This is a genomic window from Filimonas effusa, from assembly GCF_004118675.1.
Classification (GTDB): domain Bacteria; phylum Bacteroidota; class Bacteroidia; order Chitinophagales; family Chitinophagaceae; genus Filimonas; species Filimonas effusa.
Map to the genome: position 1 here is coordinate 696815 of NZ_SDHZ01000001.1, position 14957 is coordinate 711771.

Here is a 14957-nt window from a genome sequence, read left to right on the forward strand (position 1 = left end):
TCAATAAAAACATCCAAAAATGAACGACAGCGCCAGGGAACATAGAAACCCGATCACACATTATTCAAAACCCATAGAGGTTGGTATTTTTATTTTTGACGAAGTGGAAGTGCTGGATTTTGCTGGCCCTTTTGAGGTGCTTTCGCTTGCTGCTGAAAATGGTGCGAAGTGCTTTCATGTATGTACCATTGCGGTGAATAACGCCAGGGTAGTAGCAAGAAATGGACTTCAGGTGCTGCCTGATTATTCTTTTGACGATGAAAAACACATGGATATTCTCATTGTCCCCGGAGGCCATGGGGCACAGCGGGAACGTAAAAACAGCGCTGTCATTGAATGGATAAAAAAGGTCGATAAAACTACCACGATCACTGCCTCCGTTTGTACCGGGGCATTGATACTTGCAGAAACGAAGCTGCTGGATAATAAAAAGGCGACAACACACTGGATGTATTTCAATCAGGTAGAAGAAGAATATCCCGCCATTGAAATGATCAGGAATACCAAATATGTAGAAGATGGAAAGATCATAACATCCGCTGGCATCTCCGCCGGGATCGATATGTCATTTTTTATAGTGCAGAAATTGCTCGGCAAAAATGTAGCGGTAGAAACTGCAAAGAGAATGGAGTATGATATTACTTTCTCTGCAGATGTCTAGTGCCTCATAAGGCAGCTCCTAAGATCATTCAATAAGTTATAAAACGCAAAACCCGCGACTAGCGCGGGTTTTAGCGGACTGGACGGGACTCGAACCCGCGACCTCCGCCGTGACAGGGCGGCATTCTAACCAACTGAACTACCAATCCTTTTTCCTTTAACGGGTGGCAAATATAGCGCTATTCATTTCATTCCACCAAATTAATCTCGCATATTTTTTGCCGCTGAATAACTATGTATTGTCGTCTTGGTTTATTCACAAAGGTTGCTTCTCAAATATCTCCTTGATCATCGCTATCTCCCGTTCGTACATCGTTCTTTTGCGCGTCCCGAAATGTAATGTGTTCTCGATAATATTATCTCCCTCCCAGGCCAGCTTCAGTCTGCCCGAACGTATCTCTTCACGGCATAAGAAATCAGGTATGACCGAAAAGCCTTCGCCGCCGCTAAGACATCGAACGATGGAGCTGATATTGGGAACAATATAGTTGGGCTTGAAATCTACATGCCGCTTGAAATGCTGCTGCCAGAACTTCTTCATATGTTCCATATCGGCCGCGGTGCTATACCATACCTGCTGCTTTAGCCATTGTTCCGCCTCCTCCATTTTGCCGTTCTTAAGCAAAGTGTTGAATCCCTTCAGGTTGGTCTTCGATCCGCTTACCAATATGATCCGCTCTTTAGAAAACGCTTTAAACTCCAGGTTCTTTTGCGTGCCTCGCTGTGGTGTGATGATTAGATCCAGCAGCCCCTTGTCCAGGTCGCTGATCATTTGCGGATATTCTCCGAATTTGATGATCACGTTAAATGGTAGTGAAGAAATATGCCGCTCCAAGGTAAACTGGAAAGTCTCGAAACACATCCCTATGCTTATCGTAGCCCGGTCTATCATCGTGCTTTTATGAAACAGTTGTTCTGCCATCTCCAGCCGGCTGAGCGACTCCAGTACAAAATTATATAACACTTTACCCCGTTCGGTAGGAACCATCTTCTTCGCCGACCGGTCAAAAAGCTTATACCCTGTATACGCCTCCAGCGAACTCAGGTGCAAACTCACACCAGGCTGCGAAATATAAAGCGACTGCGCCGCACCGGTTAACGTTTCCTGCTCATAGATGGCTTTAAAAGTTCTCAGCCATTCCAGGTTCATTAGCATGATCTATCATTTTTCTGATGCAAATCTATAAATTAAGCTATTAGGATAATAAGGAAAGGCGCAGGAAATTTGTATCCGGAAACAAAAAATAAGACAAATAGGATCCGGAAATTATCTAATCAAAACACAGGAAATATGTTATTTACACCATATACGCTAGGTCATCTTTCCCTGCCCAACAGGATCGTAATGCCGCCCATGACCCGTTCCCGCGCCGCAGCAGGAGAAGTGGCAACGCCGCTGATGGCGGAATATTATGCCCAACGCGCCTCCGCAGGCCTGTTGATCTCCGAAGGAACCCAGATCAGCCGCCAGGGCCAGGGTTATGCCTGGACACCCGGTATGTTTGCGCCGGAGCAGATCAAAGGCTGGCAGCAGGTAACGGAGGCGGTACACCGCAATGGCGGCCGCATTTTCGCCCAACTCTGGCATGTAGGCCGCGTTTCCCACACCTCCTTACAGCCCAATGGCGACGCCCCCGTTTCTCCTTCCGCTATCCTTGCCGAGGGAGTGAAAGTTTTTGTCGATCCTCACGGTAATGGCCCGCAAGCCGGTGCCGGCGAAATGATCCAGCATTCGATGCCCCGCGAACTCACTATCCCGGAAATCAAGGCTATTGTCGAAGAGTATGCTCAGGCAGCCAGGAACGCCATTGCCGCCGGCTTCGATGGTGTAGAGTTGCATGGCGCCAATGGTTATCTCATAGAGCAGTTTATCGACTCTCAAACCAATCGTCGCACTGATGAATATGGTGGTTCCCTCGAAAACCGCTTACGCTTTCTGAAAGAAGTGACCGCCGCTGTAGCTGATGCTATTGGGAAAGAAAGGGTAGGGGTGCGCCAGGCGCCGTTAACAACCCTTATGGGCGCAATAGACGATCATCCCGAAGAAACCTATATCGCCGCCGCCCGCATTCTGGACGAGATTGGCATCGCCTATATCCACATAGCAGAAGCCGATTGGGATAATGCCCCGGTAATGCCTGTAGCCTTCAAAGAAGCCTATCGCAAAGCCTTCTCAGGTACATTGATCTATGCCGGCAAATACACGCTCGAAAGGGCAGAAGAAGCCCTGCAAAACAACTGGGCCGATCTTATTGCCTTTGGCCGTCCTTTTATCGCCAATCCCGATCTGCCTTACCGCTTACAGCATAACCTGCCGCTGAACACCCCGGATCGCACAAGCTTCTTTGGCGGAGGTGCCAATGGTTACACCGATTATCCAACCTATCTCCCCAAAGAAAAAGCCACAGTTTAAGCACAACTATTAAAATAACAACACATGAAATTGTTTCAACCATATAGCAGCAATGCATTACAGTTAAAGAACAGGATCGTGATGGCGCCTATGACCCGTGCCCGCAACCCTGATGGTATTCCCAATGAAATGAATGCGCGCTACTACCAGCAAAGAGCCGCTGCAGGACTGATAGTAACAGAAGGCACAGCCATCTCCGACACTGCTAAAGGTGTATTGCATATCCCTGGCCTGTACACCTCGCAGCAAGTGGAAGGCTGGAAGTTGGTCACCCGCGCCGTTCACGAGCAAGGCAGTGTGATCTTCACCCAGCTCTGGCATGTGGGTCGTGTGTCTCATACCTCTATTCAGCCCAATGGCGCGGCGCCCGTAGGCGCTTCGGATATCCCTGCCGCCACATCCTACGCCTGGGGTTACGATGAATCAGGAAAAGAAAGTTTTGTGAACTGTTCTATCCCCAGAGCGCTAACCACCCCCGAAGTAAGACAAGTGGTGCACGACTTCGCCAATGCCGCCAGGAATGCCATCGCCGCCGGCTTCGACGGCGTAGAACTGCACGGCGCCAACGGCTATTTAATAGAACAGTTCCTGAATCCCTTTGTAAACAACCGTACCGATGAATACGGTGGAACTATTGAAAATCGCGCCCGCTTCCTGCTCGAAGCTATCGATGCCTGCATTGCAGAAATAGGAGCTGCTAAAACCGCTGTTCGCCTCACGCCTTATGGCGGCATGCACGAAATGCCGCATTACGAAGAGCTCGAAGCAACCTATGCCTACCTGGCCAAAGAGTTGCAAAAACGCAACATCGCTTTCATTCACCTGATGGATCAAAAATCCCGCGGCAGCTTCGCACTGCCAGAAGACTTCCTAACCCGCTTTCGCAACAACTACAATGGCGTTATCATCCTTGCCGGCGGCCTGGATAAACCAAGATCAGAACAGCTCATCAACGAAGGCCTGATAGACCTTGCCGGCTTCGGCGAGCCCTTTATCGCGAACCCCGACCTGGTAGCCCGCTTGCAAAACGACTGGCCTCTAACCCCACCCGATCGTAATCTACACTACGGTGGTGCTGAATATGGTTATACCAGCTATAGCGTCTACCAATAGCAATAAACCGGAAGTCATTCCATGGGTCGTGGTTATCCATGGAATGACTTTCACTCATGAATACCGAATACGTTATTTTTAACGCGGAAACTTTATACAGGCATCGTATTCATGGATCTGCAACAACTGTCATTCCGCAAAACAAGGATAGCGCCAACCCCCAGTGGATATCTTCACATGGGTAACATCCTGTCCTTTGCTTTAACAGCCTGGCTGGCACAGCAAACAGGCGCTGCCATTCTTCTCCGCATCGATGATCTCGACAGGCAACGCATGCAACGCTCTTATGTAGAAGATATCTTCGAAACCCTGCAATTTCTAAACATACCCTGGCACGAAGGCCCGCGAAACTATGAGGAGTTTGAAAAAAGCTGGTCGCAACTACACCGCCTATCCCTCTACAATGAACTATTGCAGCAGCTAGTGGCAACAGGACAGGTCTTTGCCTGTAATTGCTCACGTGCTCAACTGAGCCGGACATCAGCCGATAGCGGTTATAACGGCACGTGTAACGATGCGCAGCTACCATTAACCGAAGGTGCTGTCAACTGGCGCCTGCGAACAACAACTGATGCTGCTATAACAATAAACACATTACACGGCAGGGTAGAAGCCCCGTTACCCACCACCATGAAAGACATCGTGATCCGCAAGAAAGACGGCTATCCCGCCTATCAACTATCGTCAGTAGCAGATGATAGGTATTACGAAGTAGACCTCATTGTAAGGGGCGCCGACCTATGGCCTTCAACGCTGGCACAAACCTGCCTGGCAGCCGGGATAGCTGATAAAGCCTTTACAAAAGTCAATTTCCATCATCACGGCCTGCTCATGCGGGCGGGGGAGGAGAAGTTGTCCAAGTCTGCCGGAGCCACCTCTATCCAGTACCTGCGAAAGCAGGGCAACAGCGCTGCGGAAGTATGTAAAATGATAGCCCGGGCAGCAGGAATCCCTGGCGAGCCCGGAACCTGGCAATCCCTTGCCGAGGCGTTTTGGATGGAAGAACAGAGAATCAATCCGTTAGCTCAAAAAAATATTTGAAAAAAGTTTTGCTGAATAAAATGAAATCCCCCTATATTTGCACTCCCAAAGCGAAAGAGCGGTAACGCAAAAGTCGCCAAAAGGAAAAAGGATTGGTAGTTCAGTTGGTTAGAATGCCGCCCTGTCACGGCGGAGGTCGCGGGTTCGAGTCCCGTCCAGTCCGCAAATTTTCACTGTAAGCCGCTGAAATTCAGCGGCTTCTTTATTTTTAGTCTGTTTTTTGGTCTATAATAATTTGTTTCGACCTCAAAATTTACTCATCTTACTCATACCCTCACCACAACAACAAAAGGCAACACAGCACAGGAAAAACCTGTCCACGTTTTTTCCTTGGGAGAAGATCAATACTCTGAGTTTGAACCGATCAAAGCCATGTTTGAAATGGGTAAGATCAAAAAGATGAAGCAGTTAGACAAGCTAGCCCCAACAAAGCTATCCAAACTGCTAGGCATCAACTATGGCAGATATATTGAGAAACTATACAATCCCGAACTGTTTGTAATGCGGGAACTTAGAGATATGGCCCGCCTCCTCGATGTAGATTTAAAAATCATTGGAGATATTGTGATAGAGGAAACAAAAAAATCTTAGTTCGCTGTAAAGAGAACAAGCATTGCTTACACTCAGTCACGTTATCTATAAGCAGCACAATTACTTTCCTTTCCTGATACAGCAAAGTTCTAAACAGTCAAACGCAAAACAAGTTCTGCGCCTTCGCTTCGCTGCGGCTTGCCTCCGGTTTGAATAAAAATTTCTCCAACCTCATACTATTAGGCATTTGCCTGCGGCGAACAACATTTGAGGTAGTAAATTTTTATCCAAAATCTTGTTATTGCCTTTGCCTGTTGTTAGGCCGGGTTGCTAACAGGAAAAGGAAGAGGAGCAGTAGGGGTATTGTATTAAAAAACCGGGCTAACCCGGTTTTGATTATTTTGTAGCTACATCTTTTTTACCAATACCACCGGGTAGGCCATACTTCTCTATAAAAGCAATTGCCTCCTGGTGTTTCTTCGCAAATACGGGATCACTACTATAGTCGCGAAGTACTATCGTTGAAGCAGACTGTCCCTTCTCTGCCTTTTTTTTATCCTTAGTTGTACCCATATGATAGGATTTACGTTAACAAATCTAACTCAATATTTACATTCAAGCAAATAGGCTATATACTCAGTGTTCGCCTGAAAAGGCTCCCATTGCCCGTTCCTGAACCCTTTAAGTGTATATGACAATTCTATTTCCCGCAATATCCTGGAAATTCCCATACGATACAGCCTATTCCGGGCAGTTGTGTTACCTGCGAAGAAGATAGCTGCATTAGGACGGCGTTTCATGAATGCAGCGGCTATATTAGCCACGGTTGCCAACACTTTATCCCGGTCATTGTTATTCGTATTAATAAAGCTGTCTATCTGGTCTTCTTCTTCATTTTTGTCCCCTAACACAAGGTTATAAGCCTCCGTATTCAAATGACGAAGCCGGATAAATTGTACTACTTTAGCAATCCGGCCTTTAGGGCCATCACTCCAAAAACCATACGACAGGTAACGCCTCTCTTCGGTGAACTCGTATTTGTCTAGTTCCATATTATCCTGTTTAATTACTAACTAACTAGCTGGCTTTCAACTCCCCTCTCTGCATCCATATCTCACCAATTTTGCGGCCTGCTTCTTCAGGCGATATTTTGATATAACGGTAGAAGTTTTTCAGGCTTTTATGGCCACTGATCTTCATAATTAATTCTACTGGTGTACCCTCCAAAAACTCATTGGTGCAAAATGATCTCCGGCAAGTGTGAGAAGTGATCCAGGCATATTTAGGTTGATTAACTACTATATCTTTATTGCCGCGCTTGTAAGAAAAACGGATAAGCTGATAGAGGCCCGCCCTTTTACCCAGCTCCTTAATAGCACTATTAAAAACAGCATTACTTAATACCGGAATTCCCTGCATGAACGAGCGCATAAAAATAGAATAGGCTTCATCCCTTAGAGGGATCACTACCCAATGGTCTGATTTCATTTGCTTCTTATAAAGGGTTCTGTTACGAATGTCATTAGGTGCAATGCTGGTATAGTCTGAAAATCGAAGCCCTGTAAAGCAGCCGAATACAAATAAGTCACGGCAGGTCGCAAGGTGAGTATCATTGGATAAATCAAGGTTATAAATAGCCCTGATTTCGTCCATTGTCAAATAAATAGCATCTGTTAACTCTTCGGATTGTTTGAAATCTTCCAGATCAATAGGAGGGATTATCTTCCGGCGCATACGGTTACGCAGAAATACCCGTAACTGGCGGATAGTCTTAGCAAGGGTGTTTACTTTCAACCCCACTACAGGAGGCTTTCTTCTCATATGCACATACTCATAGGTTAGAAAATGGAGGTAGTCTTCGTAAAAAGCCACGTCAAAGCTATCAAAGTTTAGTTGAACCTCCCCTACACTTTTCATAAGCCCGTAGGTGACTTTGCATTTGCCTGAATACAGACACCGTTTCCTTTGTTACCTGGTTCTGCCTTGATTTTATATACTCTTCCAACTGGTGATGAAAATCGAGATTGAGAGCTGGTTTTACAACTATAGGCTTATCTCTTAATCCATCCATATTTAAGTTAGGCTTATAGTGCTGTTTTACGAATGAAAACCGGATCGGCAGCATAAATAAGGCTGATGCCGTCGCAGCGGGCTTTCTTTGCCTCTCGCTGCCATATGATCAACGTTTCAAAATTTACCTCTTATTTAGAAACGAGCAAAAGGCTGGGTAGCCTTTATTTCGCTCGAAGGCAATCACTCCCCCTTGGCAAAAATCATCCAGGCTATGGTTTCTAAAAGCTTTTTGCCTCTTCAAAGTGTGCAGGGTGTTCCTGGAACCATAACGCATCCTCATCATTCGGCACGCTTTTTAGCATCACTATCCAAACGTTTAATGCAATTATGAAAACAAAGACTACTCCCCGCAAAGTATTGATCATTGATGACGAAGGCGATCTGTGCCTGCTTTTAAACATACTGCTCGGTGGAAAGGGGATGGATGTAGAACATGTCCAAAGTATTGCTAAAGCTGAGGAATATCTTCTACAGGAAAAGCCTTCTTTAATACTATTAGACAACCGCCTGCCCGATGGTTTTGGCATCGATTTTCTAACTTTCGTAAAAAAAGAATACCCTTCAGTAAAAGTGATCATGATCTCTGGCGTCGATGCCGCCGCTCAGGATGTTGCCTTGGAGAATGGTGCAGATGCTTTTCTCAGAAAACCATTTACAAAAGCCCAGTTGAACCAAGCAGTTACGGAATTGTTGGATAGAGAAGAACCTGTTACTTCGCCATCTTAAACGCGCTTGGTCGCTACATCTTACAGGAAGACACGTATCGGAGTAGAGAGAACGTACCATCGGAAGTATGACTTGCTTATCTGCTTTGCAGGTCTGCTTGAAATGTTGTGCGCTTTTGCGGGCTTTGCTCGTTAATTGATAAATCTTTCTGGGAGCAGTTGCAAATCTGTTTTATTCGTCAGCCGGTTGAACACCAGGTTTGTAAGTGAAGTATAGTATATAGGCTGTTTGATGCTTTAAATTACTACATTTCCATTTAATCGTATTGTTAACGATCTGGGGCTGCTCTACATCAAAACTTTTGCATTTTAAAATGATGCGTTCTATGTTTTCTTCATTCAGCTTTTTGAAGAAAAAGTACGGTTTTCTGATTAGCCAGGCATTTTGCAATTCACGAGTTGGATTAATTACAATACTTGTAGTTCCTGATGGTTTCAAGGAAAAGAAAATGAAGAAATTTCGATCATCATTAAGCTTGCTAGGCATCGTCCACTCATATTTAAGCAAAAATGGGACATGCGCCTGTATCTTTTTTAGAGGCTCCCAATAAACAACTAGCCGCCCTTTCCTTAAAATTCTGAAGCTTTTTATCTTGACGGTATGATATCTGACAATGCTGTTGATATCATTATTAAATGCGGCAATACTAAAGAATGTATTGTATAGCTGTTCTGGTTTAGGGGGTGAAGCAAATAAATAGGTTTTCCTGATTTCATTTCTGGATGTGCCGTCTTCGTCAATGCTAATATTATGGCTGGCATCTGTTATAATACAGCCTTCATGCGGTTTTATTCCAAAAAGACTAAAAACGTATGGTATTCGATGCTTTTTATACAATTCAAAACATACGATTAATAGAACTATAATACCTGCTACTACTATTAAGGTTATCAGACTGCTATTTACCGCCTTGTAAAGCTCAGCAGAAAGCTGATAAAGGCCATAAAGAGCCAAAAGAAAGGAAGTATAAAAAGCTACTTTCTTTTTCATATCATGATAGTCTCTAAATATACAAATAATTCAATCAAGTCAGTCTCCCATTATCCTTTCGTTAAATAGCAATCTCTTACACGCCGCGTCAGCATTTTAAGGCAGCGTTTTTCTCCCATTCACCCCTTTTTTCCCCAATTTGGCAATCCTTCTATGCAGTAGCATCGCATTTGTAATCAATAAAGCACTATAATAGCACCGTAAATTAAAAGCATGGCCAAACAAAACGGCCCCTTCATCCGGGAAAAGACCATCGGAAACCTCTCTCTGTATAAGAGGGGCGGCCGCGGCTATGCACGCATGAAAAGCAACCTCACCGCCGAACGCTGGCAGTCCGATTCCGCCTTCGCCGGCAGCCGTAAATGCGCTGCTACCCTGGCACAGTCTGCCACCGTCGCTGCCACCTATTACCGTCACATCCCGTTGCAGAAGCGCTGTTACAGCTTTTATCGCAAACTCGTAGGCATCGCCCAGGAAATGCGCTGCGCAGGATTCCAGGTGCACCACGTCAATAAAGTGCTCGACTTCGCCGTATGCAAATACCTCAGGAAACTGGAAGCGAACGACCCCGGTAGAAAACCGGTCCGGTCTTCTTTCTCCGTAACAAAACCGCTCGCAACGCCCGTTGCCCAGCCTGCTGTTACCACTGAAAGCCGCTGTCCGTCCCTGGCTGCCACACCTGTAGTTAACCAGCATGTTAACAAAGAACAGAACACAGGAGTTCCTATTCGCGGTAGGCCTCCTGTAACCACACTACCCAACTCATCGGTCCCCCACATAAAAGGTCATGTCAATGGCAGGGCGCTTCATGCCCCTGCCAGTCGTTTTGGAGCCTCAAATGGGAAATGACAGCCCAATTGCTCCCGATTTCAGCTGATAAATGCAGCACCGCCTCCAACGCTTCCCTAAAAATGGCGTCAGTAACCCATCTACGAAGAACTACGCTTTATATAGCTTCCATCAGTATACGATAAAGCTTCCTTCACTATACCCTGTTGCCAGTGCTCTGCAGGGTAAACCCCTGCCTGATGCTGCCCACCCGGTTTATTGAGAACCTATGAAAATAAATAGCAATAGATGCAGAGCTTAAGCCTCCTTCCCGAAGAAAGAACGCAGTTGGGTTATTTAACGGTTAGTTTCCCTTAAAATCCAACTACTATTTTTCAGGTAAATACGCTTAATTGCAAATACCAAAACTCGCAATTAAGACTTATTCATCAATGGCAAGACCTGTAATTGACTCAAAACTGCTTGGGCAACTGTGCCTCTTATTCTGTGCTGCGTTTATTTTGCCGGCATCATCCGCTTTCTGTCAGCCCGGGAAACCTGTCAGGTACATCGGTATAGAAAAGGGCTTGTCCCATAATTCTGTCACCGCTATCTACCAGGATAAGTTCGGATTGGTATGGGTTGGAACTTATGATGGACTCAACAGGTACGACGGGCATAGCTTTAAAATATTCCGCCATCGCCTGAACGATACCGGTTCTATTATCAACAACAGGGTCACCGCTATTGCAGAAGACAGCGAAAACAGGATCTGGGTGGCAACCAAAAAAGGCCTTAGTGTCTGGTCCGGTATTACCCAACGCTTTATGCCCGTATATTACCAGCCGCACAACGCTTCAAACACGAAGCTCCCCGTTGATATGATGATCAATGAGATCCTGGCCGATGGCCGCGGAAATATATTGATAGGCGCCAGTAAAAAAGGGCTGTTGCTGTATGAAAAGCAGTCTCACCACATCGTCCAGGTCCCGCTTGTAACAGGAAAGAAGAACGAACGATACGATTTCCAGGTGCAGGGCATCCGGAAAGACGGTAATAATAATATCTGGATCGTTATTGCAGGCAGCGGCCTTTGCCGCCTCAACTACAAGACAAAAAACATCATCCCGGTCAATAACTTCATCACCTCCTGCTCGGTCATGGAAGTAGATAAGAACAACAACATCTGGATGGCCTGGGGATGTCATATCTATGAATACCGCACGGCAACCGATACCTGTATCTATCATGGCAGAACTTCTGCTATTCGTGAAGATGTACTTTGTTTGATGCCCGGAAAAGATGGCCGCCTTTGGGTAGGTACCGATGGCTCCGGTATCCACACCTTTAAATTCAACGTCGCCGGTAACCTTGAACCCGCTGAAAAATGCGCTTTTATGGATCAGCTGAACAGCAACGCCGTCTCTACGTTATACGAAGACCGCCAGGGCAATACCTGGATAGGAACGCTTCGCGGCGGTATCAACTTCATCGGCGCGGGAAAACGCTCGTTTGCATCGCTCACGCGTGAAACCGATAATCTCAATAGTCTTATCGGCAACTATATCTCCGCCTTTGAACAGGATAATGAAGGCCGTCTCTGGATCGGCACCGATGGCAGCGGCATCAGCATCTGGAACAGGAAGAAAAACAGCTTGTCCCACTTTACGCATGAAAACAGTACGCTTGCCAGTAATCTTATCACCAACATTCATAAAACCTCCGATGGCAATATATGGGTTGCCACCTACGGAAACGGTATCGACCTGTTCGATAAAAGATCAGGCAGGTTTATCAACTACCAGCTCATCAACCACGAAGCCGCAACCCGCGATATGAATGTCTGGACGCTCTATGAAGACAGGTTCCATACGCTTTGGGCAGGCACGGTTACCGGCAGCTTATATACGTTTAACAAAAGCACCAACAGCTTCGAGGTGTTCGATAAAAAACTGCAGGATATTCTTTGTATGGGCGAAGACAGGGAAGGCAATCTCTGGGCAGGCAACTTCGAGTCGTTGGTGCAGGTCGATCGCCTGAATAAAAAGCATCAGTATTTCGATACGGAAAATCCTGTCCGCGTTATTCATGAAGATAAACAAGGCACGCTATGGGTTGGAACGGAAGGCAGCGGCCTCCTCAGCTTTAATAAAAGCAGCAGGAAATTCACCGCTTTTACCGATGAAGACGGATTAGCCAACAACGCTGTCATCAATATGCTCGAAGACAGGTCCGGTTATCTTTGGCTAAGCACGTTTAATGGCTTGTCGCGACTGAACCCCAATACCCACCACTTTAAAAACTTCTTTGAGTCCGATGGCCTGCTCTCTAACCAGTTTATTTATAATGCAGCCTTCCCGGCGCCATCAGGTGAATTGTTCTTTGGCGGACTGAAGGGCGTGAATTTCTTCTATCCCGATAGTGTTACCATGAACTACCGGGAGCTCATTCCGCTGATCACCGATATAAGGTTTGGAAACGCTTCCATCGCCACAGATTCTTCCGCAATGAAGGGGCATGTGATGTATACTATGGAAGAACTTACCCTGCCCTATAAAAAAGCGGTGCTGTCCATCGACTTTACCGCACCCGAGTTTAACTATACCGACCAGGTATCTTACGCTTATTACCTCGAAGGAAAGGATAAAGAATGGATCTATTCCGGTAAATCACGCACCGCTACTTACAGCGATCTGCCCGAAGGGCATTACAAACTGCATATAAGATCTACAAACGCCGGTGGTATCTGGGACAACAAAGAGCGTGTCATCGCTATCACCGTTTTGCCGCCCTGGTTCCGGTCGTGGTGGATGTACCTGCTGTATTTGGGTGCGGCAGCAGGAGTTATCATAGTCTGTCTGCGCTACAACAATAAGCAACTGCAACTGTCTTACGAAGTGCAGCTGGCTAACGTTAAAGCGGAACGTGAAAGCGAAATGAACCGGAAGAAACAGGAGTTCTTTACCCATGTGGCGCACGAATTCCGGACGCCTATAACATTAATCATCAACCCTATCAAAGCGTTGCTCGATACGCCCGGCGCCGCTAAGGAAACTGATCTCAAAATTGTGTATCATAACAGTAAGCGGCTGTTAAGTCTTGTTGATCAGCTGCTGCTTTTTAAAAAGGCAGAAAATGGAGGAGATGATCTGCGTGTCGTAAAGTTAAACCTGGCCGAAGTTTGCCGCGAGGTCTTCCTTTGCTTTACCCAACAGGCAGCATACCAGGGCCTGCATTATACTTTCGAAGCCGATAACGGTAATATCGGCGTCTGGGGCGATCGTGAAAAAATAGAGATAGCTGTTTTTAATCTCCTGTCAAACGCCCTCAAATTCACACCCGCCGGGGGTGCCGTAAAACTAAAGCTGGAAGAAACCGATAATACTGCCGCTATTTTCGTAGAAGATACAGGCTGTGGTATCCCCGAAAAAACAGGGATGCAGGTCTTCGAACGTTTTAACCAGGTGAAAGAAGGAGAGAGCGCTTCTAAAACCGGCTTCGGTATAGGTCTTTTCCTTGTACGCAATTTCATAGAATCGCACAAAGGCCAGGTCAGTTATACGTCGAAGCCGGGAGAAGGTACCAGTTTCTGTATGATGCTGAAAAAAGGGAATGCCCATTTTTCACCGGAACAGCTGGTGAACATGGTGGTAGGTAAATCTCCGATCCTCGAAGAGTTGAATGTAACCACAGTAAAATTGAATGCCGGGGAACCGCCCATTGAAATGGAATCCTTAGCCAATACCAACAGCGCCGCTACATTGATTTCAGAGAATAATACCATCCTGCTGGTCGATGATAACGAAGACATAAGACTCTACCTGAAACAGATCTTCCAGGATAACTTCCGGGTCATAGAAGCCCATAACGGCAGGGAAGGCTTAAGGCTCGCGAAATTACACCTGCCCGATATCATTATCAGCGATGTGGTAATGGATGAAATGACCGGGCTCGAATTTTGTGCCGCCGTCAAAGAAGAACCGTCGCTGCAGCATATCCAGCTTATCCTCCTCACGGCAAGCACCTCGGCGGAAAATAAACTGAAAGGCCTTGAATGCGGCGCCGACGACTATATCACCAAACCCTTTGAACGCGATATCCTTATCGCCAGGGTCACCAGCCTCCTGAAGAATCGCAACAACCTCCAGAAGTATTTTTACAACGAGGTAACGCTCCGTAAAAGTGATTTCACGGTTTCAGAAGAATATAAAAACTTCATGGAGAACTGCATTTATACGGTAGAGAAACACCTCGACCGCGACGACTTCAACATTAAGCTTTTTGCCAAAGAAATGGGCATGAGTCACTCCAGCCTGTACAAAAAAGTGAAACAGGTTTCCGGCCAGTCTATCAACTCCTTTGTTCGTTTTATCAGGTTGCGTAAAGCAGCCGAACTATTGATCTCAACAAGCGATAATGTTAATGAAGTGGCATTCCAGGTTGGTATCTCCGATAGTAAATACTTCCGTATCCAGTTCGCCAAACAGTTTGGAATGAATCCGTCCGATTACAAAAAGAAATATCATACATCCTTTAGTAAAAATTACGCACTCCCCGAGAGCATGGTGAGAACACAGGTGGGAGAAGAGGTCTGAAAGAAGCTTAATCCGTCTTTCTTACGAATCTGACCTCATTATTTTAT

The 14957-nt window shown here is 46.1% G+C and carries 13 protein-coding genes and 2 tRNA genes; 9 read left to right on the top strand and 6 right to left on the bottom strand.

Annotated features, from left to right (window positions below; translation table 11 throughout):
• Positions 1–19 precede the first annotated feature (19 nt).
• The gene (locus tag ESB13_RS02665) at positions 20–661 is read left to right on the top strand and encodes a DJ-1/PfpI family protein (protein WP_129001488.1); all 642 of its coding nucleotides are present in this window, start codon (positions 20–22) and stop codon (positions 659–661) included.
• Positions 662–735: 74 nt separating this feature from the next.
• Here the strand turns inward: ESB13_RS02665 and ESB13_RS02670 are convergent.
• A tRNA-Asp gene (locus ESB13_RS02670) sits at positions 736–809 on the bottom strand.
• Positions 810–916: 107 nt separating this feature from the next.
• Entirely contained in the window at positions 917–1816 is a 900-nt protein-coding gene (locus ESB13_RS02675) for a LysR family transcriptional regulator (protein ID WP_129001489.1), read from the bottom strand.
• A 135-nt stretch (positions 1817–1951) separates the two neighbouring features.
• Here ESB13_RS02675 and ESB13_RS02680 point away from each other — a divergent pair, with 135 nt between their 5' ends.
• The 5 genes from ESB13_RS02680 to ESB13_RS02700 all read left to right on the top strand — a co-directional run bounded on the left by ESB13_RS02680 (position 1952) and on the right by ESB13_RS02700 (position 5818).
• A complete protein-coding gene (locus tag ESB13_RS02680) occupies positions 1952–3073 on the top strand; it encodes an alkene reductase (protein ID WP_129001490.1) in 1122 nt (373 codons plus the stop codon).
• 24 nt (positions 3074–3097) lie between these two features.
• Complete coding sequence (locus ESB13_RS02685; protein WP_129001491.1) at positions 3098–4186, top strand: alkene reductase; 1089 nt, start codon at positions 3098–3100, stop codon at positions 4184–4186.
• Between the two features lie 111 nt (positions 4187–4297).
• On the top strand, positions 4298–5227 hold the full coding sequence (locus tag ESB13_RS02690) for a glutamate--tRNA ligase family protein (RefSeq protein ID WP_129001492.1): 930 nt from the start codon (positions 4298–4300) through the stop codon (positions 5225–5227).
• Positions 5228–5316: 89 nt separating this feature from the next.
• Positions 5317–5390, top strand: a tRNA-Asp gene (locus ESB13_RS02695).
• A gap of 167 nt (positions 5391–5557) precedes the next feature.
• Positions 5558–5818, top strand: coding sequence for a hypothetical protein (locus tag ESB13_RS02700; protein WP_164974073.1), 261 nt, complete (start codon positions 5558–5560; stop codon positions 5816–5818).
• A gap of 336 nt (positions 5819–6154) precedes the next feature.
• Here ESB13_RS02700 and ESB13_RS23715 read toward each other — a convergent pair whose 3' ends face one another.
• The 3 genes from ESB13_RS23715 to ESB13_RS02710 are packed head-to-tail and all read right to left on the bottom strand — an operon-like array spanning position 6155 to position 7675.
• Positions 6155–6331, bottom strand: coding sequence for a hypothetical protein (locus tag ESB13_RS23715; RefSeq protein ID WP_164974074.1), 177 nt, complete (start codon positions 6329–6331; stop codon positions 6155–6157).
• Between the two features lie 29 nt (positions 6332–6360).
• Positions 6361–6810 (bottom strand): DUF6934 family protein, encoded by a 450-nt coding sequence (locus ESB13_RS02705; protein ID WP_129001494.1) that lies wholly within the window; start codon positions 6808–6810, stop codon positions 6361–6363.
• 25 nt (positions 6811–6835) lie between these two features.
• Complete coding sequence (locus ESB13_RS02710; RefSeq protein WP_129001495.1) at positions 6836–7675, bottom strand: site-specific integrase; 840 nt, start codon at positions 7673–7675, stop codon at positions 6836–6838.
• Between the two features lie 483 nt (positions 7676–8158).
• Between ESB13_RS02710 and ESB13_RS02715 the strand changes: the two genes are divergently transcribed.
• Positions 8159–8557 carry a response regulator gene (locus ESB13_RS02715; protein WP_129001496.1) on the top strand — a complete coding sequence of 133 codons (399 nt, stop codon included), beginning with the start codon at positions 8159–8161 and terminating at the stop codon, positions 8555–8557.
• A gap of 171 nt (positions 8558–8728) precedes the next feature.
• Here ESB13_RS02715 and ESB13_RS02720 read toward each other — a convergent pair whose 3' ends face one another.
• Entirely contained in the window at positions 8729–9547 is an 819-nt protein-coding gene (locus tag ESB13_RS02720) for a hypothetical protein (RefSeq protein ID WP_129001497.1), read from the bottom strand.
• A gap of 213 nt (positions 9548–9760) precedes the next feature.
• On the opposite strand from ESB13_RS02720, the gene ESB13_RS02725 reads away from it, so the two are divergent.
• Positions 9761–10396 carry a hypothetical protein gene (locus ESB13_RS02725; protein WP_129001498.1) on the top strand — a complete coding sequence of 212 codons (636 nt, stop codon included), beginning with the start codon at positions 9761–9763 and terminating at the stop codon, positions 10394–10396.
• A gap of 506 nt (positions 10397–10902) precedes the next feature.
• On the top strand, positions 10903–14910 hold the full coding sequence (locus tag ESB13_RS02730; RefSeq protein WP_164974075.1) for a hybrid sensor histidine kinase/response regulator: 4008 nt from the start codon (positions 10903–10905) through the stop codon (positions 14908–14910).
• Positions 14911–14957: the final 47 nt, after the last annotated feature.

What these genes read in the sequence shown, in the direction of transcription:
- ESB13_RS23715 (WP_164974074.1), bottom strand. Translation starts at nt 6,331, where the DNA reads ATGGGTACAACTAAGGATAAAAAAAAGGCAGAGAAGGGACAGTCTGCT.
- ESB13_RS02720 (WP_129001497.1), bottom strand. Translation starts at nt 9,547, where the DNA reads ATGAAAAAGAAAGTAGCTTTTTATACTTCCTTTCTTTTGGCTCTTTAT.
- ESB13_RS02725 (WP_129001498.1), top strand. Translation starts at nt 9,761, where the DNA reads ATGGCCAAACAAAACGGCCCCTTCATCCGGGAAAAGACCATCGGAAAC.
- ESB13_RS02710 (WP_129001495.1), bottom strand. Translation starts at nt 7,675, where the DNA reads ATGAAAAGTGTAGGGGAGGTTCAACTAAACTTTGATAGCTTTGACGTG.
- ESB13_RS02715 (WP_129001496.1), top strand. Translation starts at nt 8,159, where the DNA reads ATGAAAACAAAGACTACTCCCCGCAAAGTATTGATCATTGATGACGAA.
- ESB13_RS02665 (WP_129001488.1), top strand. Translation starts at nt 20, where the DNA reads ATGAACGACAGCGCCAGGGAACATAGAAACCCGATCACACATTATTCA.
- ESB13_RS02675 (WP_129001489.1), bottom strand. Translation starts at nt 1,816, where the DNA reads ATGCTAATGAACCTGGAATGGCTGAGAACTTTTAAAGCCATCTATGAG.
- ESB13_RS02685 (WP_129001491.1), top strand. Translation starts at nt 3,098, where the DNA reads ATGAAATTGTTTCAACCATATAGCAGCAATGCATTACAGTTAAAGAAC.
- ESB13_RS02680 (WP_129001490.1), top strand. Translation starts at nt 1,952, where the DNA reads ATGTTATTTACACCATATACGCTAGGTCATCTTTCCCTGCCCAACAGG.
- ESB13_RS02705 (WP_129001494.1), bottom strand. Translation starts at nt 6,810, where the DNA reads ATGGAACTAGACAAATACGAGTTCACCGAAGAGAGGCGTTACCTGTCG.
- ESB13_RS02690 (WP_129001492.1), top strand. Translation starts at nt 4,298, where the DNA reads ATGGATCTGCAACAACTGTCATTCCGCAAAACAAGGATAGCGCCAACC.